Annotated in this window: 15 protein-coding genes and 2 riboswitches; of the genes, 12 read left to right on the top strand and 3 right to left on the bottom strand. The window is 61.0% G+C overall.

Features of this window, described 5'->3' with window-relative positions:
* Window positions 1–23 precede the first annotated feature (23 nt).
* The 4 genes from ABNT42_RS15925 (at window position 24) to ABNT42_RS15910 (ending at window position 8,191) form a co-directional block, all read left to right on the top strand.
* Window positions 24–4,694 carry a PilC/PilY family type IV pilus protein gene (locus tag ABNT42_RS15925; protein ID WP_348698580.1) on the top strand — a complete coding sequence of 1,557 codons (4,671 nt, stop codon included), beginning with the start codon at window positions 24–26 and terminating at the stop codon, window positions 4,692–4,694.
* An 84-nt stretch (window positions 4,695–4,778) separates the two neighbouring features.
* Complete coding sequence (locus ABNT42_RS15920) at window positions 4,779–6,446, top strand: peptide chain release factor 3 (protein ID WP_348698579.1); 1,668 nt, start codon at window positions 4,779–4,781, stop codon at window positions 6,444–6,446.
* 154 nt (window positions 6,447–6,600) lie between these two features.
* A complete protein-coding gene (locus ABNT42_RS15915; protein WP_348698577.1) occupies window positions 6,601–7,056 on the top strand; it encodes a cache domain-containing protein in 456 nt (151 codons plus the stop codon).
* A 46-nt stretch (window positions 7,057–7,102) separates the two neighbouring features.
* Window positions 7,103–8,191 (top strand): methyl-accepting chemotaxis protein, encoded by a 1,089-nt coding sequence (locus ABNT42_RS15910; RefSeq protein WP_348698575.1) that lies wholly within the window; start codon window positions 7,103–7,105, stop codon window positions 8,189–8,191.
* A 117-nt stretch (window positions 8,192–8,308) separates the two neighbouring features.
* On the opposite strand, the gene gcvP is transcribed toward ABNT42_RS15910, so the two are convergent.
* The 3 genes from gcvP to gcvT form a co-directional block, all read right to left on the bottom strand.
* Window positions 8,309–11,203 carry an aminomethyl-transferring glycine dehydrogenase gene (gene gcvP, locus ABNT42_RS15905; RefSeq protein ID WP_348698573.1) on the bottom strand — a complete coding sequence of 965 codons (2,895 nt, stop codon included), beginning with the start codon at window positions 11,201–11,203 and terminating at the stop codon, window positions 8,309–8,311.
* A gap of 128 nt (window positions 11,204–11,331) precedes the next feature.
* Window positions 11,332–11,712 carry a glycine cleavage system protein GcvH gene (gcvH, locus tag ABNT42_RS15900; RefSeq protein ID WP_161038626.1) on the bottom strand — a complete coding sequence of 127 codons (381 nt, stop codon included), beginning with the start codon at window positions 11,710–11,712 and terminating at the stop codon, window positions 11,332–11,334.
* A gap of 54 nt (window positions 11,713–11,766) precedes the next feature.
* The gene (gene gcvT, locus ABNT42_RS15895) at window positions 11,767–12,888 is read right to left on the bottom strand and encodes a glycine cleavage system aminomethyltransferase GcvT (RefSeq protein ID WP_348698571.1); all 1,122 of its coding nucleotides are present in this window, start codon (window positions 12,886–12,888) and stop codon (window positions 11,767–11,769) included.
* 73 nt (window positions 12,889–12,961) lie between these two features.
* A riboswitch (glycine riboswitch) is annotated at window positions 12,962–13,075 on the bottom strand.
* Between the two features lie 29 nt (window positions 13,076–13,104).
* Window positions 13,105–13,191: riboswitch (glycine riboswitch) on the bottom strand.
* Between the two features lie 108 nt (window positions 13,192–13,299).
* On the opposite strand from gcvT, the gene ABNT42_RS15890 reads away from it, so the two are divergent.
* The 8 genes from ABNT42_RS15890 (at window position 13,300) to def (ending at window position 25,638) form a co-directional block, all read left to right on the top strand.
* Entirely contained in the window at window positions 13,300–13,860 is a 561-nt protein-coding gene (locus ABNT42_RS15890; RefSeq protein ID WP_348698570.1) for an ATP-dependent Clp protease proteolytic subunit, read from the top strand.
* Window positions 13,861–13,955: 95 nt separating this feature from the next.
* Entirely contained in the window at window positions 13,956–16,226 is a 2,271-nt protein-coding gene (locus ABNT42_RS15885; RefSeq protein WP_348698568.1) for a DUF1631 family protein, read from the top strand.
* Between the two features lie 230 nt (window positions 16,227–16,456).
* Window positions 16,457–17,092 (top strand): phosphatase PAP2 family protein, encoded by a 636-nt coding sequence (locus tag ABNT42_RS15880; RefSeq protein ID WP_348698566.1) that lies wholly within the window; start codon window positions 16,457–16,459, stop codon window positions 17,090–17,092.
* A 98-nt stretch (window positions 17,093–17,190) separates the two neighbouring features.
* A complete protein-coding gene (gene smc, locus ABNT42_RS15875) occupies window positions 17,191–20,718 on the top strand; it encodes a chromosome segregation protein SMC (protein WP_348698564.1) in 3,528 nt (1,175 codons plus the stop codon).
* A complete protein-coding gene (locus ABNT42_RS15870; RefSeq protein ID WP_348698562.1) occupies window positions 20,715–21,845 on the top strand; it encodes a cell division protein ZipA C-terminal FtsZ-binding domain-containing protein in 1,131 nt (376 codons plus the stop codon). Before smc ends, ABNT42_RS15870 begins: the two co-directional genes overlap by 4 nt.
* 8 nt (window positions 21,846–21,853) lie before the next feature.
* Window positions 21,854–24,193 carry an NAD-dependent DNA ligase LigA gene (gene ligA / locus ABNT42_RS15865; protein ID WP_348698560.1) on the top strand — a complete coding sequence of 780 codons (2,340 nt, stop codon included), beginning with the start codon at window positions 21,854–21,856 and terminating at the stop codon, window positions 24,191–24,193.
* 9 nt (window positions 24,194–24,202) lie between these two features.
* A complete protein-coding gene (gene galU / locus ABNT42_RS15860) occupies window positions 24,203–25,105 on the top strand; it encodes a UTP--glucose-1-phosphate uridylyltransferase GalU (protein WP_348698559.1) in 903 nt (300 codons plus the stop codon).
* Entirely contained in the window at window positions 25,102–25,638 is a 537-nt protein-coding gene (gene def, locus ABNT42_RS15855; RefSeq protein WP_348698557.1) for a peptide deformylase, read from the top strand. The genes galU and def overlap by 4 nt, the downstream gene beginning before the upstream one ends.
* Window positions 25,639–25,643: the final 5 nt, after the last annotated feature.

Genomic DNA, 25,643 nt, shown 5'->3' with positions numbered 1-25,643 from the left:
CCGTACTCTGGATGGATAGAATCATGAACAAGCTGCGTTTATTCTCTACGCTGGCGGCTCTAGCCGGGTTTTTCCTGGTGTGCGTGCCGGCGCAAGCTGGCCTGACCCAGATTGCGCAGGTGCCCCTGCTGAATATCTCTGGCACGGGGACAGTCAAGCCGAATCTGATGCTGTTGTTCGATAACTCCGGCTCGATGGACCAGACCTATACGCCGGACTACGTCAACGACAATATCTGCCGCAGCGGCGCCACCTTGCAGGCAGGCGTTACTTCCTGCGCGGTGGGGCACCCGCCGTTCATGAGCCCCGACTTCAACAAGCAGTACTACAATCCGGCCATACGCTATGTGGTGCCGGTGAAGGCGGACGGCAGTTATTATCCCGAGCAGAATGCGGCCAATACCAGCAACTGGACCTCGGTGACGGGGGATGGCTTTGGCGCGCGCAAGAACGATATGGCCGGTAATGTGGTCACCTCGAACATCAATCTGGTGACCGGTTTCCCCGATCTGAAATGGTGTTCCGGCAGCAGTTGCCAGTTCAATACGGCCAGCTACACCTATCCCGATGCCACCTATCAGACGGCGACGGCGATCACCACGGGCCCTTACTATTACACCATCGGCGTAGGGCAGTTCTGCACCGATGAAACCATGAAGACCTGCAAGTCCACCGCCGTGGGCGCCACCGCGCCCGCTGGTTATCCCGTCCCTGTCAAAGTGCGCTGGTGCAGTGACCGGTTGCTGACCCAGTGTCAGGGCAAGCGGGTGGGCAGCTTTATCTATCCGGCCTATTCCACCCCGACCGGTGCTACCGCTTCCTACGGCACGATTGCCATCGGTGCGTCCAGCACGGCCAGTGCGCTGACTATCACCAGCGTGGTGGTCAACAGCAGCACCACCATCACCAACGGCACGGTGACGGCACCCACCGGCACCAATAGCCTGATCAAGCAGCAGACCATGGCCAGTGCGCTGGCCGCCAACATTATCGCCACCTCGGTCAATCTGGGTGCCGGTTCCAGCAAGCTGTATTACGCCTGCGTGCGCACGCCGACGGGGCAGGCCACGGTGCCCGCCTGTACTACCTTCGGGATTACCCTGACGGCGGAAAACGTGGTGGCCGTGCTGCCCGTCAGCTGTACGGGCAGCGTCAGCGTGACCAACTGCCAGCCGCTGACGGATAGTTCGCGCGCCGGCTGGGGACTGGCCGTTACGGCACCATCGGTCGTGACGACGCCGTATGCGCCGGGCAGTGCCGTGATCACTTTCAGCGGCACAGCCACCTCGTCTTCCCTGACCGCCATTCTGAAAAGCCTCAGCTATGCTGGTACCACGCTGATTGGTTCTTCATCGTTCAGCAGCCCCACCTATCTGAGTCTGGGCAAAGGCCGCACGCCGTCACAGATCGCCAGCTCCGTCGTCAGTGCCATCGGCACGGCGGGCACCATCAAGGCCTATCTCGGTAATAACAGCAATTGCCCGAGTGGCTACACCAGCAGCAGTGTGTGTCTGGTCAACTGGGCGGCGACTGATAATACGGCCACTATCAGCGCCTTTACCATGGATAATCAGGGCAGCATCAGCTGGAACCGTTCGGCCACCAGCGGCTTTGTGGCCGCCGTCAATGATGCGATCCCCGTCTCTACCAGTGCACTGTCGGCCGGTTCCGGTGCGCCCAATCCCTTCGTGCGGGTGAATATCGTCAGCGGCCAGAGCTATCCGAAAAGCACCGACCGCACTGATTGTGCGGCTGCCAGCAGTTGTAGCTATGCGGAGGAAATGACCAACTTTGCTAACTGGTACGTGTACTACAAGAGCCGGCTGCAAATGATGAAGACCTCGGTCGGCATTGCCTTCTCGGCCATCACCTCGAATTACAAGGTGGGCTATGTCAAGCTGTCGAATGCCGGCGCCGGTGCGGCCATTGATCTGAAGCCGGCCGATTTTGCCGGTACTGCACGCGCCAACTGGTACACCACGCTGTACAACACGACCACTTCCGGCTCGACGCCTATCCGCACAGCGATGGATAACGTGGGCCGCATGTTTGGCAATCTGTCGCCGTACAACTATGCGGCAGGGCAGGAGGTGGTGCAGTACCCGTGCCAGCAGAACTTCATGATCCTGACCACGGACGGATACTGGAACGGCAGCAGTACGGCCAACGTGACGAATAACGATAATGTGGAAAATGCGGCGCGCTTCTGCACGCTGGCGCGCGGTTGCGTGGACGCGCGTTCGCAGAGCCAGCCGTCGATTTCGGATGTGGCGCTGCACTGGTATAACGGCGGCTCTAGCACGGGCACGGTGTCACTGCGGCCATCACTGGAACCGGATATGAGCAAGCCCGGTTCGGTGCCGGCAGCGGCGGGCGAAAACACCCACCTGCACATGAATACCTACACGCTGGGGCTGGGTGTGGACGGGGTGATGACTTATGAGCCTAACTACGATAGTGCGCCCAAGGCGGGCGGCGATTTCTACAAGCTGATTACCGGTGCCACGTCGGGCTGCCCATGGAATAACAATGGCGCCTACGTGTGGCCTGATCCGGACACGACCAACACGGCCAGCACGGTGCAGGAACGAGTGGACGATCTGTGGCACGCTGCCATCAACGGTCACGGCAAATACTTCAGTGCGCAGGACCCGAAAGATGTGGTGAACGGGCTTAGCGAAGCGCTGTCGAATATGCAGGTGCATGTGGGCGCGGCTGCGGCGGCCGCCACGTCCACGCCGAATATCACGCTGACCGATAACGATATTTTCTCTGATACCTTCACTACCGTGAAGTGGTTTGGCGAACTGTCCGACCGTAAGATCGACAGCACCGATGGCAGTGTCTCCAGCACGGTAACGTGGACCACTAGCGATACGCTGGGCAAGAAGGTGGGCAGCAGCAGCGATACCCGCCGCATCTTTATGTACAACACGGCCGGCAGCTATGGCAGCACACCGGACGAATTCCGCTTTGCCAATATGAAGGGGATTGCACCCGCATGGTTTGCCAACAAGTGCAGCGGTTTGCCCCAGTGCGCGCTGCTGTCGGCCAGTGACAAGGCCATCGTCAACGACGGCAACAATCTGGTCAACTGGCTGCGTGGCCAGCAGCAGTATGCCAATGACACCCTGTTCCGCGCCTATAGCATGACGCCGAATACGCCGGCCGGTGCCAGCGGGCCGATACCGATTGTGCTAGGTGATATTGCTTCGTCCAAGCCGGCCTATGTGCGCGATCCCCGCAACGATTACGCCGATGCTGACTATGTGACGTTCAAGGATACCTACGGCAATCCGTCCAGCCCTAGCTACCGTAGCGGCGCCGTGTTCACGGCGGCCAACGATGGCATGCTGCACGCCTTCAGTTCTGCTACGGGCGAGGAACTGTGGGCCTATGTGCCGCGTACCACCATGAACAAGCTGTATGCGCTGGCCAGCACTATCTATAGTACCAACCACCAGTTTACGGCCGACGGTTCGCCCGAGGTGGCCGACATCAAAACCACGGGCGGCAGCTGGCGTACAGTACTGGTGGCCGGTCTGAATGGCGGCGGGCGCGGTTACTATGCGCTCGATATCACGGATACCAGCAATCCCAAGCAGTTATGGGAGTTCTGCGCCGATGCCACGACCTGCCCGCTCAGTGACGGCGATCTGGGCCTGAGCTTTGGTAACCCCCAGTTCGGCACCCTGGCCAGTGGCCGCTGGGTGGTGTTCCTCACCTCCGGCTATAACAATGTGCCGGGCACGGACGGTGTGGGGACAGGAACGGGCAAAGGCTATCTGTATGTTCTGGATGCCTACACGGGCGAGCTGCTGAACAAGATTAGCACCAATTCCGGCGACACCACCACGCCGTCCGGGCTGGCCAAGATTTCAGCCATCAGTGCCGATCCCGGTGCCGATCCGCGTGTCAACTACATCTATGGCGGCGATAATCAGGGCCAGATGTGGCGCTTCGACCTCAGTGCATCGTCCGGCGCTATCAGCGTCAAGCTGCTAGGCGATGCCGGTAGCGGCAAGCCGATTACCACCCGTCCCGATGTGACGATGTGTGCCGTGCCGGTGCAGACGGAAGTCAATGGCGTGACCGTCAATAGCACGGCCGGGGTGCGCGTGGTGCTGTTCGGGACGGGACGTCTGCTGGATGTCCCCGATACGACCGACACCTCGATCCAGAGCCTGTATCTGCTCAAGGATGGTGGTAGCACCATCAGTGATATCCGTGGTGCCACGATGGTCAAACAGACCTTGAGCGCGCTGGGTTCGGGCAGCAATATCAACACCTACCAGATCACCAGCAATCCCGTTGATCTGACCCAGAAGGATGGCTGGTACTTCGACTGGGCACTGAACGCGGGCGAACGGATGAATCTGGACCCGCAGATCGTCAGCGGCGTGGCCAATGTGGTGACCAACTTGCCGACATCTTCTTCTGCTTGCTCGGTGGGCGGTTCCAGCAATCTGTATCAGGTCAATGTGTGCAACGGGCAGGCTATCGGCAGCCATCCGGTCGGGCTGACGCTGTCGAATACTTCGGCTGCAGTGGGCTTCATCATCATCCGTCTGCCCAATGGCCAGCTGAAAATGGTGACCACGCTGGCCGACGGCAGTAACAAGACTTCGCCACTGTCCGAGCAGATCTCGGCCGATGCGCACCGCAGCGGCTGGCGCAGAGTGAAAGGCGAATAGCCGGCAGGGACAACAAAAGCGCACGATAGGGGAGAAGTTCCGGTAAAATCGAGGGTTTTGCAGAACCGCACCAGAACATCACAAATGTCCAACGATATCGAAAATGTAAGCCCCGAGCCGGCTGACGACAATGTCGTCGTCACCAGCTCCAAAACGCCGGCGCTGATCGCCCGCGAAGTGCAGCGCCGCCGTACTTTCGGCATTATTTCTCACCCGGATGCGGGTAAGACCACGCTGACCGAAAAGCTGCTGCTGTTCTCGGGTGCGATCCAGATGGCCGGTACCGTCAAGGCCCGTAAGAGTGGCCGTCACGCCACCTCGGACTGGATGGAGATCGAGAAGCAGCGCGGCATTTCCGTGGCTTCCTCGGTGATGCAGTTCGAATTCCGCGATCACGTGGTGAATCTGCTGGATACTCCGGGCCACCAGGACTTCTCGGAAGATACCTATCGCGTGCTGACGGCAGTGGATTCGGCTCTGATGGTGATCGATGCGGCTAAAGGTGTGGAAGCCCAGACCATCAAGCTGCTGGACGTCTGCCGTATGCGCAATACGCCTATCGTTACCTTCATGAACAAGCTGGACCGCGAAACCCGCGATCCGCTGGAATTGCTGGACGAACTGGAATCGGTCCTGAAGATCAAGTGCGCGCCCGTGACCTGGCCTATCGGCATGGGCAAGAACTTCCGCGGTGTGTACCACCTGCTCAACGATGAGATCATGCTGTTCAAGGCAGGTGAAGAGAAGGCCGATGGCGCTTTCGAAATCATCAAGGGCATCGACAATCCGCGCCTGCAGGAGATGTTCCCACTGGAGATGGATCAGCTGCGCATGGAAGTGGAACTGGTGCATGGCGCTTCCAATCCCTTCGATCTGGAGCAGTTCCTGGCCGGTATACAGACGCCCGTGTTCTTCGGCTCTGCGATTAACAACTTCGGTGTGCGCGAAATTCTGTCGGCACTGGTGGACTGGGCGCCTGCGCCCCGCGCGCGCGATGCCACGGTACGTGCCGTCGCGCCGACCGAGCAGCCATTCTCCGGCTTCGTGTTCAAGATTCAGGCCAATATGGACCCTGCGCACCGCGACCGTATCGCTTTCCTGCGCGTGTGCTCGGGCCGTTTCGAGCGCGGCATGAAGGTCAAGCATCTGCGTCTGGGCCGCGAGATCAAGGTATCGTCGGTGGTGACTTTCATGGCATCGTCGCGCGAACAGGTGGAAGAGGCTTACGCTGGCGACATCATCGGCCTGCCTAACCACGGCAATATGCAGATCGGCGATTCCTTCTCCGAAGGCGAAATGCTGACCTTTACCGGTATTCCTTACTTCGCGCCGGACTTCTTCCGTTCCGTGCGGATTCTGAACCCGCTGAAAATCAAGCAGCTGCACAAAGGCTTGCAGCAGCTGGGCGAAGAGGGCGCTGTGCAGGTATTCAAGCCCGTGCAGGGTGGCGAGCTGGTACTGGGCGCGGTCGGTGTGCTGCAGTTCGAGGTGGTGGCTAGCCGTCTGAAAAACGAATACGGCGTGGACGCCGTGTTCGAAGGCACCAGCATCAGCAGCGCGCGCTGGATTTCCAGCGACGACAAGAAAGCCCTGTCCGACTTCGAGAACTCGCTCGGTCATAACGTGGCCTACGATGCGGCCGGTAACATGGCCTATCTGGCTACCTCCAGCGTCAACCTGCGTCTGACCGAAGAACGCTGGCCTAAACTGAAGTTCCACGCTACCCGCGAACACTCGGCCAAGCTGGTGTAAGCATCCCCGCCGTGCGATGGCGGCTTAACGCCATCGCACGCGCCTCCCGGTTGTCCCTTCCCGACAAGCTGCATTACTGAAGTGCTTGATCAATCGCAAGATTGCATCGGAGCATGGGCAGTATCGTATGGCATCTTTCCTGTCGGAGGACGCCATGCGTGCTGTAATCGTCTCCCTGTTTGCTGCTAGCCAGCTGGCACTGGCTGCGCCCAGTGAACGTGATGCCATGGCGCTGGCGGTGCGGGGCGCGCGCTATATGCAGGAGCATGGCAAGGATGCCCTGATTGCCAGCATTAACCGCAAAGATCCCGCCTTCAATCAGGGCGCGCTGTATCTGGCCATGCGCGATATGAACGGCATCACCATCGCCCATCCTACCAGTGCACTGATAGGCAAGAATCTGCTCGATGTGCCCGATGCTGACGGCAAGCTATTCCGCCACGAGATGCTGGCGCTGGCGCGCGGCAAAGGCAGCGGCTGGGTCGACTACAAATTCCTCAACCCCAAGACAGGCAAAGTCGAGGCCAAGACCACCTATGTGCTGCGGGTGGAGGATGTGGCGCTGGAGGCGGGCGTCTACAAGCACGAGGATGGCGTGAACCGGCACTGAATCTCGCCACGCTCTAATCTATAACAGGCAAGCCACGAGAGGGACTATGTTAAGCAAACTGCGGATAGGGCCGAAACTGCTGCTGGCACCGGGGCTGGTGCTGATACTGCTGCTGGTGTTGTCGATAGGCGCCTATGCGGGGCTGCTGCGACAGCATCAGCAACTGGAGGAGATGGTGCAGTTGCGCGCCGTGCGGCTCAAGGCCGCCGATGATCTGGTGATCAATGCCCACAAGGCGCACGCCGAAGCCTATCAGCTACTGACCTGGATAAACGCCAGCTTTTCAGCGCCACGGGTAGATGGTCTGCTGCGCGACATGCATGCCCGTCACGCCGCGCTGGATAGCCAGTTTGCCCGGCTGGAAATGAGTACCCAGAGCCAGCCGGCCGAGCAGCGCTATGTGGTGCAGTCGCAGGCGGCCTATGCGCTGTACGTGAAGGCGGTGGCCGATGTGGTGGAACTGAGTATGGCCGACCACTCGATGGCGGCGAATGCCATGTCCAAGGCCGAGCGCAGTTTCGATGTGGTGGCAAAACGTCTCGATGAACTGGCTCGGCTGGAGCAGAGCCTGAGTGTGAGCGCCTACGAGGTTACTGAGAGCGAGTTCGTTACGCTGAAGACCATGATGCCTTTGCTAGTGATCGTCTCGATCGCCTTGTCGCTACTGGTGACGCTGCACGTGCGGCGCGCGCTGCTGCGTGAACTGCAGGATATCGGCAGCGCTGCCAGCAAGCTGGCGCAGGGCAATCTGACGGTGCCGCAGCGCAGTTATGGCAGCGACGAGATTGCCGATACGGCGCGTACGCTCGATGGCAGCATCCGCAATCTGAATGCCACGCTGCGCAACATCCTCAGTTCGGCGCAGACCATAGGCAGTGCTTCGCGCCTGATTGCGGCCGGTACGGCCGATCTGCACATCAGCGGGCTGGATAACGCCAGCCAGCAGAAGCTGGCGCTGGTGGAGCAGGCCGCCATGGCTGCCAGCAGCCTGCAGCAGCAGGCGGTCGATCTGTCCGAGGCCGTCGCCAAGTTCAAGCTGGATGACTACTCATCGACCGAACCGAGTGACCCTGCCGAGCCAGCCGGCGCGCAGAAGCGCAGCAGCCGCAAGCATCTGAGTGCCGTGCGCAATTGACGCCCACCTGACGCGCAACTGCGCACCTGCAGGCGCACGAATAAAAAAAGGGCCAGACCATACGGTCTGACCCTTGCTGCTGCGGCTACCGGAGCAGCCGCTTTATCTACGACAGAATTACTCGTAATCGCTCATCGGCGCGCAGCCGCAGAACAGGTTACGGTCGCCGTAGACGTTGTCGGCGCGGCCGACTGGTGGCCAGTACTTCTGCTTGCGCAGCGATGGCACTGGGTAGGCAGCGACTTCGCGGCTGTACTTGCGTTCCCACTTGTCGGCGGTCAGCACTTCAGCGGTGTGCGGAGCGAATTTGAGCGGGTTGTCCAGCTTGTCGAATTCGCCGCTTTCCACTTTGGCGATCTCGCCGCGGATGGTGATCATGGCGTCGATGAAGCGGTCCATTTCGGCTTTCGATTCCGATTCGGTCGGCTCGATCATCAGCGTGCCCGGAACTGGGAAGCTCATGGTCGGTGCGTGGAAGCCGAAGTCCATCAGACGCTTGGCCACGTCTTCGTTGCTGATGCCGGTGGCATCCTGCAGCGGACGCAGGTCGATGATGCACTCGTGCGCTACCAGACCGTCGTGGCCCGAGTACAGCACTGGGTAGTGCGGCGACAGGCGGCGGGCGATGTAGTTGGCGTTCAGGATAGCCGTTTCGGTGGCTGCGGTCAGGCCTTCTGCGCCCATCATGGCGATGTACATCCACGAGATAGGCAGGATGCTGGCCGAGCCAAATGGTGCAGCGCTGACCGAGCTGATACCGTCTTCGCTACGCACGTAGCCGTTCGAGCGCTGGTTAGGCAGGAACTTGGCGAGGTGGGCACCCACGCCGATCGGGCCTACGCCCGGACCGCCACCGCCGTGCGGAATGCAGAAGGTTTTGTGCAGGTTCAGGTGCGACACGTCGCCGCCGAACGCGCCCGGTGCGGCCACGCCCACCAGTGCATTCATGTTGGCCCCGTCGATATAGACCTGGCCGCCGTGGCTGTGGATGATTTCGCACAGTTCCTGTATGCCTTCTTCGAACACGCCGTGGGTCGATGGGTAGGTCACCATCACGCAGGCCAGATTCTTCGAGTGCAGTTCGGCCTTGGCTTTCAGGTCGGCCAGATCGACGTTACCGTTGGCGTCGCAAGCGGTGACGACCACCTGCATGCCCACCATGTTGGCCGAAGCAGGGTTGGTGCCGTGGGCCGAGGATGGAATCAGGCAGATGTTGCGGTGGCCTTCGCCACGCGACTGGTGGTAAGCCTGAATGACCAGCAGGCCGGCGTATTCGCCTTGCGAACCGGCGTTAGGCTGCAGCGAGATGGCGGCGTAGCCCGTCACTGCGCACAGCATTTCTTCCAGCTGGGCGATCATTTCGCGGTAGCCCACGGTTTGCGCCTGTGGTGCAAACGGGTGGATGTTGGAGAATTCAGGCCACGTCACAGGGATCATTTCCGAAGTGGCGTTCAGCTTCATGGTGCACGAACCCAGCGGGATCATGGTGCGGTCCAGCGCCAGATCCTTGTCGGCCAGCGAACGCAGGTAGCGCAGCATCTCGGTTTCCGAGTGGTAGCGGTTGAATACTGGGTGGGTCAGGTAGGCGCTGCTACGGGCCAGTTCGGCGCCGAAGGCAGGGGCGACCGACGCTTCCACGGCGTCCAGATCAGGGCAGACGGTGCTGCTACCGGCAGCTTGTGCGAACACGGTCCACAGCACGGCGATGTCGTCGCGGGTGGTGGTTTCGTCCAGCGACACGCCCACATGGGTAGCGTCGATCTGGCGCAGGTTGACACCGTTAGCCAGTGCAGCAGCGTGTACGGCGGCAGCGTCTTTGACAGCCACGGTCAGGGTGTCGAAGAAGGTGGTGTTGACCACGCTGTAGCCCTGGGCTTTCAGGTTGGCTGCCAGTACGCCGGTGTAGCGGTGGACGCGCTGGGCAATCTGCTGCAGGCCTTTAGGGCCGTGGTAGACGGCGTACATGGATGCCATCACGGCCAGCAGTACCTGTGCGGTACAGATGTTGGACGTGGCTTTTTCGCGGCGGATGTGCTGCTCGCGGGTCTGCAGCGCCAGACGGTAGGCCTTGTTGCCTTGCGCGTCGATGGTGACGCCGACCAGACGGCCGGACATGCTGCGTTTGAATTCGTCGCGAGTGGCCAGATAGCCGGCGTGCGGGCCGCCAAAGCCCAGCGGTACGCCGAAGCGCTGGCTGTTACCGACCACCACGTCGGCACCCCATTCGCCCGGTGGCGTCAGCATGGTCAGAGCCAGCAGGTCAGCAGCCACGATCACCATCGCGCCAGTCGCTTTGACGGTAGCAACGGCCTCTTTGTAGTCGCGCACCACACCGTTCACGCCCGGGTATTGCAGCAGCACGCCGAAAGCGTCGCTTACGCCAGCCAGTTCGGCGGCGTCAAAGGTCTTAACGGTGATGCCGAGCGGCTTGGCGCGGGTCTGTACCACTTCCAGCGTCTGCGGCAGCACGTCATTGGCAACGTAGAAGGTGGTCGATTTGGATTTGCCTACGCGCTGGATCAGCGTCATAGCTTCGGCAGCAGCGGTGCCTTCGTCCAGCATCGACGCATTGGCAATGCCCATGCCCGTCAGGTCGGTGATGGTCTGCTGGAAGTTCAGAATGGCTTCCAGACGGCCTTGCGAAATCTCTGGCTGGTACGGGGTGTAAGCGGTGTACCAGGCTGGATTTTCGAAGATGTTACGCAGGATTACGCCCGGGGTATGGGTGTTGTAGTAACCCTGACCGATCAGCGACTTGAGTACCTGATTTTTCGAGGCGGTGGCTTTCAGTTTGGCCAGCGCTTCCTGTTCCGGCATGGGCTGGGCATAGGCGCCCAGTGGCAGCGGGTTCTTGTTGCGGATGTTGGCTGGAACCAGTGCATCGATCAGGGCAGCGCGCGAGGCGTAGCCGAGCAGCGACAGCATTTCTTGCTGTTCAGCGGCGTCCGGGCCGATGTGGCGGGCGATGAAAGCGTCACGCGCTTCGAGTTGGGTCAGGCTGGTACGGGTCATGATGTGTCAGGGCCGATAGAGGAATACGAGGAAAACAGGGGAGTATTGCCTGATGGCCGGCGCAAAAGCAGCACTGCGCGCGGCTGGGCAATAAGCAAAAGGCCAGCGCAAGCTGGCCTTAAGAAGCATTAATGGTCGGTGGTCTTGCCGTAGGCGGCAGCGTCCAGCAGGCCATCGATGGCGCCAGCGTCAGCTGGTTTGATCTTGAACAGCCATGCAGCGTAGGCATCGCTGTTGATCGATTCAGGAGCGTTCACTACGTCGTCGTTGACGGCGATGATTTCGCCGGCGATCGGAGCGTAGATGTCGCTGGCGGCTTTCACCGATTCCACTACAGCGGCGTCGTCGCCGGCACCGAAGCTGGCACCGACTTTAGGCAGTTCGACGAAAACGATGTCGCCCAGTGCATCCTGTGCGAATTCGGTGATGCCGACGGTAACGGTGCCGTCTGCTTCAGCGCGTACCCATTCGTGGGATTCGGTGTACTTCAGGTCTGCAGGGATATTCATGTGTGGCTCCAGAGTGTGAGAGTGATGTTTATGTTAATTGTCGATATCGGCTAATCAGACAGCCAGAATTTTACCGTTACGGACGAATGGCAGCTTAACTACCGAAGCGGCCAGTTTCTTGTCGCGGATTTCTACGTGCACGGTGTCGCCTACTGCCACGTTCATTGGCACGCGCGCCAGCGCAATCGCTTGCTGCATGGTCGGGCTGAAGGTGCCGGAAGTGATTTCGCCAGTGGCTTCGGTGCCGGCCACGATGACTTTCTGGTGGGCGCGCAGTACGCCGCCTTTTTCACGCAGGATCAGGCCGACGAACTGGGCGTTCTGGCCCATGCTCTGCAGCGCAGCCTTGCCGATGAAGTCACGCTCGGAGACCAGATCGATGGTCCATGCCAGACCGGCGTCCAGCGGGTTGACGGTTTCGTCCATGTCCTGACCGTACAGGTTCATGCCGGCTTCCAGACGCAGGGTGTCACGTGCACCCAGACCGGCCGGCTTCACGCCAGCGGCAGCCAGCGCGTTCCACAGCGCTTCGGCCTGTTCCGCAGCAACGCCGATTTCGAAGCCGTCTTCACCGGTGTAGCCGGTGCGGGCAATCATCGCCTCGCCGAATACGGCGCTCTGGGCAAAGGCCACGTTGAATGGTTTCATTTCAGCGCTGACGGCCTGCGATTCAGGAATCACTTGCCATACTTTGGCGCGTGCGTTCTGACCCTGCACGGCGATCAGTGCCATGGCATTCGCGCCGTCGCGGCGCTGGGTGATGGTCAGGCCGCTGTTGGTAGCGGTGTTCTGCTGCTGCATCCATGCCACGTCCTTTTCGGCGGTGCCGGCGTTGACCACCAGACGGAACCAGCTTTCGTTGATGAAGTAGACGATCAGGTCGTCGATCACGAAGCCTTGCGGGTTCAGCATGCACGAGTACAGGGCTTTGCCCGATACCTGCAGCTTGTCGACGTTGTTGGCCAGCAGGCCGCGCAGGAAGGCGCGCACATTGTCGCCCTTGATATCGACCACGCACATGTGGGCTACGTCGAACATGCCGACATCGGTACGCACAGCATGGTGTTCTTCGATTTGCGAGCCGTAGTTGACAGGCATATCCCAGCCGCCGAAATCGACCATACGGGCGCCGGCTGCGCGGTGGGCATTATTGAGGGGGGTGGCTTTGAGCGTCATAGTACTCGGTCCAAATCGTGAGGGGTTAACAGAACACACAAGAAGCGCCCGTAGTGCGGCACTTCGCAATGATCGCAGCCCCTCTGTCCTTGGTACCTGAGAGATTACGGGACGGGGATACCGTGCTCCGTGCGCCCCTTCGGTGGACTGCCGGCGTGTGCCGCAGTCGCTCTCCAGAGTTGGCCCAGTTGGCATCCCGCTGGTGCGGTCGCGCTGGTCCCTTGATTGGTCCTTTTGCCTGAGAGTTTTTGGGTAGTGCCCCTTCGGCGGCAACGCTGGTTTGCCCTCTCCCGATCAAGACTCGGAAATATATGTCAGAAACAGGGTTAATGTCAATCTGGAACGCAGTACGGAGCGCCCCGCAAATGCAGGCTTTGCTAGAATAAATTGCACCATTTCATGGGAGGCAACATGGCACAGCAAGCCAGTCAGAATGCGGGTCACGGGTGGTACACCCTGTCCGGCGATGTGAATAGCGATATGGTGCGGCGCGTGTTCGACGCCGTCGCCGAGATGACGCAGGACGAGGTCAGTACGGCGCATCTGCTGATCCAGTCGAACGGGGGCTATGTGAGTGACGGTATTTGCCTGTACAACTACCTGAGCAAGCTGCCCATCAAGTTCATCACCTATAACGCGGGGGCAGTGGCGTCGATTGCCGTGACGCTATTTCTGGCGGGGACCGAGCGTTACGCCAGTGGTACGGCGCGCTTCATGGTGCACAAGTCCCATGCCAGCGCACCGCATGGGGCGCGGCCGGACGCGCTGCGCATTATCGTCGAAGGGCTGCAGGCCGACGACGCCCGTACCGAAGCCATTTTGCGTCGGCATGTGCAGCTGGAGGAGCAGCACTGGCGGATTCATGCCTATTCCGATCTGCACCTGACGGCGGCCGAGGCACACGCGGTGGGGCTGGTGCATGGGGTGACGGACTTCGTGCCGCCGGCGGGGCAGCGGGTCTGCAACATCTGAGAATTTTCCCACACGGAAATACCTGATTGCTATTGCCTTGTGGAAATAATGTGCCAGAATGAGGGTATCTCGGATTAGGGCAGGATGCACTGGCCATGGTTGCAATTTCTACATCATCGAATTCCAGGCAGCGTGCCGTCTCGGCGCGCCATGCCGTGCTGGAAGAACTGATTGCGCTGGCGAGGCAGCAGGTGGAGGGGCAGCTGGCGGGGCTGGTGTTGCGGCTGACCCAGTGCCTGCTCGATGGCAGCGCGGTGGCACCTGAGGCGGTGCAGGCGCGTCTACGCGCCGGCAATGATTTGCGCCAGCGTCAATATGCCTTTTTGAGCGTGGCCAGTAGCGCGCTGGAGCAGTCGGTGCGGCGCGAGATGGCAGCGCTGGCGCCGTTGCGGCCAGCCCGTCCGGTGGCCGCGCAGACGCTGTCGCTGGTGTCTCTGGATGAAATGGATCAGCAGCTGGCGCTGGCCAATCTGGCCAAATCCTATGATTTGCGCCATGCGGCTGTGCTGCAGAGCCTGAATGGCGGGCTGGCACGTCTGTTCCAGCGCGACACCGTGCGGCTGGCCCAGAATCCCTTGCGGCCGGAGGTCTTTCTGGCGGCGATGCGGCAAGCATGGGATGGTTTTGCGGGAGATGACAGCGCGGCCTTGCGGCTGGACGAGTTGTGTCAGCCGCAGCTGTTCCTGGACCTTGCGCCCATACTGCAGGCGCTTAACACCTGCCTGCAGGGCCATCTGGCACACCGGCCGGACAGCATTGCTGCGCCGGTGGCCGTGCCAGATATCTGTGTCGAGCCGTTGCCGCAAGCGGCGTTTGCGGCAGACTCGGGCGCCATAGTGGCCGGTCCGGCGCGCCAGCCGCTCCCGACGCTCGGTCGCGCGGGCGAGGCTGAACTGGCGCAGAGACTGCGTCAGTTTTTTGCCGCCGCGTCGGCCGACGCGGCCGACGCTGGCGGGTCTGGTGCAGGGGCAGCCGCTAGCGCCACCAATACCACAGCTAGCGCTGGCGTTGCTGGCGCCGGAGCCGTCAGCGGCATCGCCGCGCCTTCGTCGCTGCTGGCCTATCTGGCGCAATGGCCGCAGGCTCAGTTGCCACCGCACGCACCGTCGCAGTTGCACGCGTCCTTGCAGCCGTCCTCGCAAGCGGACGCTGGTACTCGCACTGGTGCGCAAATTCTGTATCTACCCCAGATTAAAGCGGGACTGCCCCGTGGCAGCCTATCCCATGCCGAGGCGGGTGCAATCGATCTGTTGTCGGCCGTATTTGAATCCGTGTTCCGTGACGACAGGATGGCGCAGGAAATCCGCCAGCTGGTGCTGTTACTGCAGATTCCGGTTTTGAAGGCTGCGCTGGCCGACCGCGAATTCTTCTTTCAGGATAGCCATCCCGCCCGCAAGCTGATCGACCTGCTGTCCCGTCTGGGCTGGGAGCAGCGGGTGCAGCCGGATGCGGCACGCTTGCAGGCCATGCAGCGCAGTGTGGAACGGGTAGGGCGTGATAGCGCCGAGGAATCTGCCGCGTTTGCCCGTGCCGTGGATGAACTGGAAGCGACGCTGGCAGCGCAGGAGCAGCAGGAAGCCGAGCAGATCGCCACGCCGATCGCGAGCGCGCTCAAGCAGGAAAAGGCGTTGGTGGCGCGGCGTCAGGCCGAGGCGGCGCTGGCAGCGCGGCTCGAGCAGGGCGATGTGCTGGAACTGGTGCGCGATTTTCTATCGCAGCACTGGATCGAGGTACTGGCCTTCGCCTATCGCGTTGAAGATGAGAAATCCGGCGCCATCGACCATGCCACCTGCGCCATGGATGAATTGCTTTGGAGCGTACAGCCCAAGTTGAATGTGCACGAGCGCAAGCGTCTGTTGCTGCGCCTGCCGGCGCTGCTGGGTGCTCTCAACAAATGGCTGGATCTGGTGCAGTGGCAGGGCGAACAACGCACCCGGTTCTTTGCCGACCTGGCAGAATGCCATGCCTCCATCGTGCGCGCACCGCTGGAAATGCCGCCCGAGCGGCAGCTGGAACTGGCGATAGCCGCAGGCACGGCAGATGCAGCCCGTCTTGCGGCGGCACAAAACGGTGCCCGGGCAGCCAGCGCAGCCACCCAGTTGCCACTTAGTGTGAATGTGGCAACTCTACAACGTGGTATGTGGCTGGAGTTCGTAGCTGGGCATGGCGCGCTGCAGCAGGTCAAGCTGGCATGGGTCAGTCCCTTGCGTAGTCTGTACATCTTTGCCACGGCTAGCCGGCAGGAAGCCTATTCCCTCAGTGCGGACGAACTCGCACGGCGTTTTGACGCCGGAACGGTGCGTATCACTTGCGACCCCGACGTGGTCAGTGGTGCTCTGGACCGCGCACTGGCTCAGGCCGCTTGAATCTGTCCCGATCTCGTCGAATCTGCCCGCGCTGGCAGCGATTTCATGTTGTCTTAATGAAAATATGCGATGGTATGGCTTTCGATGCCAACTATTGATTCACAGCAATTTCTACGTGTTTTACTATTGCATGTGTTTTAATGACGGCCATGGCCTCGGTTGGTGTCTTGGGTGGCGCAAGTGTGCGCCGGAGCGATGGTGGAATTTAGGACAGCGATAGGGCGAATGGAATGATGATGTGGTGGCATGGCCTCAGTCTGGTGGGGAGTCTGGCGGTAACGGGGCCGATAGGGGTAGCAATTGCCATCTGGCTGGTTGCGGGGCGTTCGTGGCATCTGACGGCGGCATGGTGCGCGCTGTTCGGTGCCGGTATGGCGCTGGTGGTGGCGACCAAAGTGGCTTTCATGGGCTGGGGCGTGGGCGTGGAAGCGGTGGAGTTTGCCGGTTTTAGCGGACATGCCATGCGTGCGGCGGCCGTGTTTCCCGTAGCGTTCTACCTGCTGGTGCGCACCCGCACGCTGGCGTGGCGCAGTGCTGCCGTAGCGGCCGGTGTGCTGCTGGCGGTGCTGATCGCGGTGTCGCGCGTGTACGTGGAAGCCCATTCTGTGTCGGAATCGGTCACGGGCTGTATTCTGGGTCTGCTGGTGGCCTGCAGCTTCATCTGGTATGCCAGCGTCAGCCAGCACATGGTGCTGAGCCGCTGGCTATTGCTGATGTGCCTGCCTATCGTGCTGATCGCGCCCCGTGTCGAGCCGGTGCCAGCGGAGCGCTGGATTGCCCAGTTGGCCATGCATCTGTCGGGCCATGATCAGGCTTATACGCGCGCCATCTGGCACAAACCGAAAAATCTGCAACCAGCTTCATAAGCGTGCGTTTCACAGTGTTCTCACAGTGAAAATGGCCTGATTTCGAGTGCAAAATGGTATTATTGTGAAGTTTTCCAGCCCAACCACCAGATAACAACGTGCGTCTTTCTTCCATCAAATTGTCGGGATTTAAGTCTTTCGTTGATCCCACCAATTTTCAGGTGCCGGGTCAACTGGTCGGCGTAGTCGGTCCGAATGGCTGCGGCAAGTCGAATATCATCGACGCCGTACGCTGGGTGCTGGGCGAATCCAAGGCGTCGGAGCTGCGTGGCGAGTCCATGCAGGACGTGATTTTCAATGGCTCGACGCACCGCAAGCCGGCTGGGCGTGCCTCGGTCGAACTGGTGTTCGATAACAATGCGGGCAAGGCGGCCGGCCAGTGGGGCCAGTACGCGGAAATCGCCGTCAAGCGCACGCTGACGCGCGACGGTACCTCGACCTACTACATCAACGGCCAGCCGGTGCGGCGGCGCGATATTCAGGACATCTTCCTCGGAACGGGGCTGGGTCCCCGTGCCTACGCGATTATCGGCCAGGGCATGATCAGCCGCATCATCGAATCGCGGCCGGAAGAACTGCGCGTGTTTCTGGAAGAGGCAGCCGGTGTGTCCAAGTACAAGGAACGCCGGCGCGAAACGGAAAACCGTCTGCACGATACGCGCGAGAACCTGCTGCGGGTGGAAGACATCCTGCGCGAACTGAATACCAATCTGGAGAAACTGGAAGGACAGGCGGCCGTGGCCACCAAGTTCCACCAGTTGCAGGCCGATCAGGAAGAAAAGCAGAAGCTGCTGTGGTTGCTGCGCAAGATCGAGGCCGAGAACGAGCAGAAGAAGTATTTCCGCGAAGTGGAACTGGCGCAGAACGAGCTGGAAGAGCAGACGGCCAAGCTGCGCAATGTGGAACTGTCGCTGGAACAGACGCGGCAGGCGCACTTTGCTGCCGGTGATCATCTGCATACGGCGCAAGGCCATCTGTACCAGACCAATGCGGAAATTGGTAGTCTGGAAGCGCAGATCAAGTTCGTCGTCGAATCGCGCACCCGTCTGCAGGCCCAGCTGGCCGCACTGACGGCGCAGCGTGATCAGTGGCAGCAGCAGGCTAGCGAATACGCGGGCCAGATCGAGGAAGGCGAGTTCACGCTGGAAGAACTGTCAGCCAAGGTGGAACAGGCGCAGATGATGGCCGAACAGAAGGCCGAATCGCTGCCCATGCTGGAACAGACGTGGCGCGAAGCGCAGACGCTGAGCGTGGAATCGCGCGCCCGCATTATGCAGGCGCAGCAGCAACTGGAGCTGGAATCGGCTCATCAACGCAATGCCAACAATATTCTGAACGGGCTGGCGATGCGGCGCGAACGGCTGCAGCAGGAGAAGAATGGTCTGAGCCTGCCCGATAGCGCGCATCTGGAAAACCTGCGGCTGCAGCTGGAAGAAAAGCAGCAGGCGCTGGAAGAGCAGAATATGCTGCTGGAAGAAGCACTGGAGCAGCAGCCGCAGCTCGAAGCGGAGCGCCAGCTGGCGCAGCAGCAGGTACAGACCGAGACCGCCACCAACGCCCAGCTGGAAGCGCGCCTGAATGCGCTGCGCCAGATGCAGGAGCGTGTGCAGTCGCAGGGCAAGGTGACGCCTTGGCTGCAGAAGCACGAACTCGATACGCTGCCCCGTCTGTGGCAAAAACTGCATATCGAAGAGGGCTGGGAGAACGCACTGGAAGCTGTGCTGCGCGAACGCATGCAGGCTTTGCAGATGTCGAACATCGAATGGGCGCAAGCCTTCTTCAACGATGCCCCGCCGGCCAAACTGGCGCTGTTTGCACCGTCGAATGCGCAACCGTCGCAAATGACGGAAGTGGCGGGGCTGACGCCATTTATCAGCTTACTGAAACTGAACGACCCGTCGCTGCGCGCCTTGCTGCAGGACTGGCTGCACAACGTGTATCTGGCCGAAGATGCGGCCAGTGCGTTTGCACGCCGCGCGCAACTGCCTGCCGGCGGTTGCTTCGTGACCCGTCAAGGCCATGCGATTACGCAGGGTAGTGTGCGTTTCTATGCGGCCGATTCGGAGCAGGATGGCATGCTGGGACGCCAGCAGGAAATCGAGAATATCACCAAGCAGTTGCGCGCCCAGCAGATGCTGGCCGACGAGGCGCGCGCGCGTGCCGTGCGTGCCGACGCAGCTGTGAGCAATCTGACGCGCCAGCTGGCCGAGTACCGCGCCAAGCTGCAAAGCCTGCAGGCCAGCGTGCATACGCTGCAGCTGGAAGTGGTCAAGGCGGCCGAAGTGGAAGCGCGCTTCAAGCAGCGCAGCGGCCAGCTGGAAGCCGATCTGGCCGAAATCGCCGCGCAGGAAGAAGAACAGACCCAGATCAAGCTGGAATCGGAAGAGAAGTTCGAACAGCTTGATATGGCGCTGGGCAATCTGCAGGGCGAGCACGAAGACCAGCAGACCGTGTTCATGGAAAAGGAACAGCGGCTGGCCGACGCGCGCGAAGCGCTGCGCGATCTGGAACGGGCCGCGCAGGAAGCCCAGTTTGCCGAGAAGTCGCAGCGCAGCAAGATCGAGGAATACCGCCGCGCGATTGCCACGGCCAGCGCACAGGTGGCGCAGGTAACGCAAAGTCTGGAAGCGGGTCAGCACGAACTGGCCAGTCTGGAATCGGGCCAGAGTAACGACGGTCTGCAGGACTTGCTGGATCGCCGCACGGCGCAGGAAAAAGCTCTGTCCGATGCGCGCCATGAACTGGACCAGATCGCCCAGCAATTGCGCATGTTCGAAGAAGGTCGCATGTCGACCGAACGTGCGCTGCAACCGCAGCGCGACAAGATTATGGAAATGCAGCTCAAGGAGCAGGCTGCGCGCCTGAATCTGGAGCAGTACGCAGCGCAACTGGTGGAAGCGCAGGCCGACGAAGCGGCGCTGGCAGAGAAGCTACATCCCGATATGAAGGCGTCGTATCTGCAGGGCGAGGTGACGCGCCTGACCAATGCCATTGCCATGCTGGGCGCCGTCAATCTGGCCGCGCTGGAAGAACTGGCGACGGCATCGGAGCGCAAGAACTTCCTCGACATGCAGAATGCCGACCTGACGGAAGCCATCAATACGCTGGAAGATGCGATTACCCGCATCGACAAGGAAACCCGCGAACTGCTGCAGGATACCTTCGACCGCGTTAACGGCCACTTCTCGGAACTGTTCCCGATACTGTTCGGTGGCGGTCAGGCCAAACTGATCATGACGGGCGACGAGATACTCGATTCCGGCGTGCAGGTGATGGCGCAGCCACCGGGTAAGAAGAACGCTACCATCCACCTGCTGTCGGGCGGCGAAAAGGCCCTGACGGCGACGGCGCTGGTGTTCTCCATGTTCCGCCTGAATCCGGCGCCGTTCTGCCTTCTCGACGAAGTCGATGCACCGCTGGACGACGCCAATACTGAACGTTTCTGCAGGATGGTCAAACGCATGTCTGACCAGACCCAATTCCTCTTCATCTCGCACAACAAGATTGCGATGGAGATGGCCAATCAACTGATCGGTGTGACGATGCAAGAGCAGGGCGTATCGCGCATCGTGGCGGTGGATATGGAATCCGCTGCCAATTTTGCTACTGAGGCACAAGCAGCATGACAGACCTACAACTGAGCTTAATCGGCATAGCCGGCGTATTCGTCGCCGGTGTTTACAGCTACAACAAAATTCAGGAATACCGCGCCCGCAAGAGCGTGGACCGGGCCTTTGCCAACGACCACGACGATGTGCTGATGCGCGTCGGCGAAGTGCCGGCGACGCGCCACGAACCTAGCTTTTCCACCGACGACGATGCACCGGGGCTGGCTGGTGGTGAAGCTTCGGCTGCCGCAGCGGCGCTGGAAGCTGTGGCCGCAGGGCTGGACGGCGAAGCGGCCGAACGCGCTGCGTTAGAGGCTGCGGAAGCAGCGCGCAATGCCCGTGCCGAAGCGGCGCTGGCGCTGGTTGATCCGCAGATCGATTGCCTGCTGCCGCTGGCGCTGGAAAGCGCTGCCCGTGGCGACAAGCTGCTGCCCGTGCTGCAGACCCTGCGCATGGCCGGTAACAAGCCGGTACATTTCATCGGCTACAGCGTGGCCGGCGAGTGGGAGCCGATAGTGCATGGGGGCGTGTACACCAAGCTGCAGGGCGGCGTACAGCTGGCCAGCCGTACCACCGCACTGAACGAACTGGAATACTCGGAACTGGTGACGCGACTGCGCGCCATGGCCGACGAAATCGGCGCCGAGCCGGAAGTGCCGGACATGATAGAAGTGATGGCAGAGGCGCGCAATCTGCACCGATTCGTGGCCAGCCACGATGCCCAGCTGGGCGTCAACCTGCAATCGAACGGCGCCCCATGGGCCATCGCGACGCTGATCGGCGCACTGGAAAAGCAGGGCTTCGATGTACGTCCGGATGGCCGCTACGTGATGCCGGACGGCGAGGGCGGCAGCCTGTTTAGTCTGTCCACCAATGTCACGCTGGCTGAAGAAACCACTTCGCGTCTGACGCTGCTGCTGGATGTGCCTTGCGTGGCACCAGCACGCGACGGTTTCGGCGCCATGGTGGCCTGCGCCCGCTCGCTGATGGCGCGTCTCGATGCCACCATTGTGGACGATTACAACCAGCCGCTGTCCGATGCCTCGCTGGAGGAAATCGCCGGTCAGGTGCAGGACTTCTACACCGAGATGAACGACGCCGAAATTCCGGCCGGTTCGGCCCGCGCGCTGCGTCTGTTTAGCTAGGAAGTGGCATGACCGAAGTAGATTTTCAGGCGCGCATAGCCGCTCTGAGCGCAGAGCTGAACCGCCATCTGCACGCCTATCACGTCGAGGACGCACCGACTATCCCCGACGCCGAGTACGACCGTCTGTTCATCGAATTGCAGCAACTGGAAGCGGCCCACCCGCAGTGGGCGCTGCCCGATTCGCCTACCCAGCGGGTAGGTGCGGCACCACTGCCGCAGTTCGATCAGGTCACCCACAGCGTGCCCATGCTGTCGCTGAATAACGGCTTTACTGACGAAGACATCGAGAATTTCGACCGCCGCGTGCGCGAAGGGCTGGATGCTGCCGCTGCCGTGGAATATGCGGCCGAAGTCAAATACGACGGGCTGGCCATTAATCTGCGCTATGAACATGGCCTGCTGGTGCAGGCTGCTACCCGTGGCGATGGCTATACGGGTGAAGATGTCACCACCAATATCCGCACCATCCGCAGCATCCCGCTGCGCCTGAATACGTCCACGCCGCCGGCCGTGCTGGATGTGCGGGGCGAAGTGCTGATGTTTAAAGCCGATTTCGAAGCACTCAATGCGCGTCAGCGTGACGCGGGACAGAAGGAGTTCGTCAATCCCCGTAACGCTGCTGCGGGTAGCTTGCGCCAGCTCGATTCGCGCATTACGGCGCAGCGCAAGCTGAGCTTCTTCGCCTACGGCGTGGGCACGCTGGAAGGTGCTCCTATGCCGGTTTCGCACTCGGCGCTGCTGGACTGGTATCGTACGCTGGGCCTGCCAGTGGCCAAAGAGGGCGCGGTGGTGCTCGGTTATGAAGGGCTGATGGCATATTACGCCCGCATCGGCGCTGCACGGCCTACCATGCCGTACGAAATCGATGGCGTGGTCTACAAGGCCAATCTGCTGCAGGATCAGCGTACGCTGGGCTTCGTGTCGCGCGCGCCCCGTTTTGCACTGGCCCATAAATTCCCTGCCGAAGAGGCGCTGACCACGGTATTAGCCATCGAAGTGCAAGTGGGGCGCACGGGCGCAATCACGCCGGTAGCCCGGCTGGCGTCGGTGTTTGTCGGTGGCGTGAATGTCACCAATGCGACGCTGCATAACGAAGATGAAGTGCGGCGCAAAGACGTGCGCGTGGGCGACACGGTGATTGTGCGCCGTGCGGGTGACGTAATACCGGAAGTGCTGTCCGTCGTAGTGGAGCGTCGTCCCCAGCCGGAGCCGGCCATGTATGTGCTGCCGCGCACCTGCCCCGTATGCGGTTCGCATGTGGTGCGCGAAGAGGGCGAAGCGATTGCGCGCTGTTCGGGCGGCCTGTTCTGCTCGGCCCAGCGCAAGGAAGCGATCCGCCACTTTGCTGGCCGGCGCATGATGGATATCGAAGGTCTGGGCGACCGCTATATCGATAATCTGGTCGAACACGGCAAAGTGCAGCGCGTGGCCGATCTGTATGCGCTGACGCTGGACGATCTGCTGGAAATGAAACGGCTGGCCGACGAACGTGACGGTACGACGCCGGAAACCGTGGTGCAGGGCAAAGTCGCCACTAAATGGGCCGAGAATCTGCTGGAGGCGATTGCTGCCAGCCGCAATCCACCGCTAGAGCGTCTGCTGTTCGCGCTGGGCATACGCCATGTAGGTGAATCCACCGGTAAGACGCTGGCCGAATGGCTGGGCCGCTTTGATCTGATCCGGCGGGTGCCGAGCGCACTGCTGCGTGTGCTGCCCGATATCGGCGGCGTGGTGGCCGATTCCATCGCCGAGTTCTTTGCCGAGCCTAAGAATCAGGAAGCCATCGATGCGCTGCTGGCCGCAGGCGTGACGCCGCAAGGCGAGCATGCTCCGAGCGCCAAGTTGCGCGAGAAGCTCGATCCCGTCAAGCTGATGGCGGCGCTGGGCATTCCCAAGCTGACCGAGGCGCGCTGCAAACAGCTGGTGGAGCAGGAAGTCACCTTGCAGGTGCTGGCGCATCTGCCCGTATTCAATGTGTTCGGCCTGCCGGCCGGCGTGGCCGAGTCGCTGGAAGACTGGATGCGGGGTGAAGGTCACCGCGCCCAGCTGATTGCGCTAGATCAGTTACGCAATGACTTGCTGGCGCAATTACCGGAGGCTGTTGCAGAAGGGCCTCTGACAGGCAAGACTTTTGTACTGACGGGCACCCTGCCTAGCTTGAGTCGCGATCAGGCTGGCGCTATGATCGAAGCACAGGGTGGCAAAGTTTCGGGTTCCGTCTCGAAGAAAACCCATTATCTGGTCGCTGGCGCCGATGCCGGTAGCAAGCTGACCAAAGCGCAGGATCTGGAAGTAACCATTATTGACGAGGCAGGCCTGCTGGCACTGCTCGCAAACCAAGGATAGAACACTAAGATGCCGAAGATTACCAAAGCCGTTTTTCCTGTTGCCGGTCTGGGCAGCCGCTTCCTGCCCGCCACCAAGGCGCAGCCGAAGGAGATGCTGCCTATCGTGGATAAACCGCTTATCCAGTATGCGGTAGAAGAAGCGGTGGCAGCCGGTATCACGGAAATGGTGTTCATCACGGGCCGTAACAAGCGCGCCATCGAAGACCACTTCGATAAAGCCTACGAGCTGGAAGCGGAACTGGAAGCGGCCAACAAACAGGCGCTGCTGGAACTGGTGCGCAATGTCATCCCCAAGCACGTCAATTGCATCTATATCCGCCAGTCCGAGCCGCTGGGGCTGGGCCACGCGGTGCTGTGTGCCCGTCCCATCATCGGTGACGAACCGTTTGCCGTCTTGCTGGCGGACGATTTCATGGATACCGACGCCGGCGTGCAGCCTGTGCTGGCGCAAATGACGGCGCTGTATGGCTACGAGCGTTGCAGCGTGCTGGCAGTGCAGGAAGTGCCGCGCGCGGCTACCCGCCAGTACGGTATCGTCAGTGCTTCGGCCTACCAGCCCAAGCTGGAACTGGTGCACGGCATCGTCGAGAAACCGAAGCCGGAAGAAGCACCGTCCACGCTGGCCGTGGTGGGGCGCTATGTGCTGTCCGGTCGCATCTTCGACTATCTGGAAAACCTTGGCACGGGCACGGGCGGCGAAATCCAGCTGACCGATGGTATCGCCGCGCTGATGAAAGATGAGCGGGTGCTGGCCTACCGTTACGACGGCACGCGCTACGACTGCGGCTCCAAGCTGGGCTACCTGAAGGCCATGACGGCCATGGGCCTCAAGCATGCGGAGACGGGCGGCGAGTACACCAAGTTCCTGCGCGAGATGCATGGCCTGATCGAAAGCGGAGCGGCCAAGTGACGGTGCGCGAGATTCTGAAGATGGGCGACCCGCGTCTGTTGCGGGTGGCCGAACCGGTGACGGAGTTCGATACGCCCGCCATGCGCACGCTGATTGCCGATATGTTCGACACCATGCATGCGGCCAACGGCGCCGGACTGGCTGCACCGCAGATAGGCGTGAATCTGCAACTGGTGATCTTCGGTTTCAAGCAGAACCTGCGCTATCCGGACGCGCCGCAAGTGCCGGAAACGGTATTGATCAATCCTGTGCTGACGCCGCTGTCGGATGCGCAGGAAGACGGCTTCGAAGGCTGTCTGTCCGTGCCCGGCCTGCGTGGCAGCGTGCCGCGCTATACGCAGCTGCGCTATCAGGGCGTAGATCAGTATAACCAGCCGATACTGCGCGAAGTCGATGGCTTCCATGCGCGTGTGGTGCAGCATGAAGTGGATCACCTGCTGGGGATGCTTTACCCCATGCGGATCCGCGATTTCTCCCGTTTTGGCTACACCGAAGTGATGTTCCCCGAGCTCGATCCTAACGACGACGATTAAGGAAG

This window comes from Duganella fentianensis, from assembly GCF_964031615.1.
GTDB classification, from domain to species: domain Bacteria; phylum Pseudomonadota; class Gammaproteobacteria; order Burkholderiales; family Burkholderiaceae_D; genus Rugamonas; species Rugamonas fentianensis_A.
This window is presented reverse-complemented; position numbering and strand designations above follow the sequence as displayed.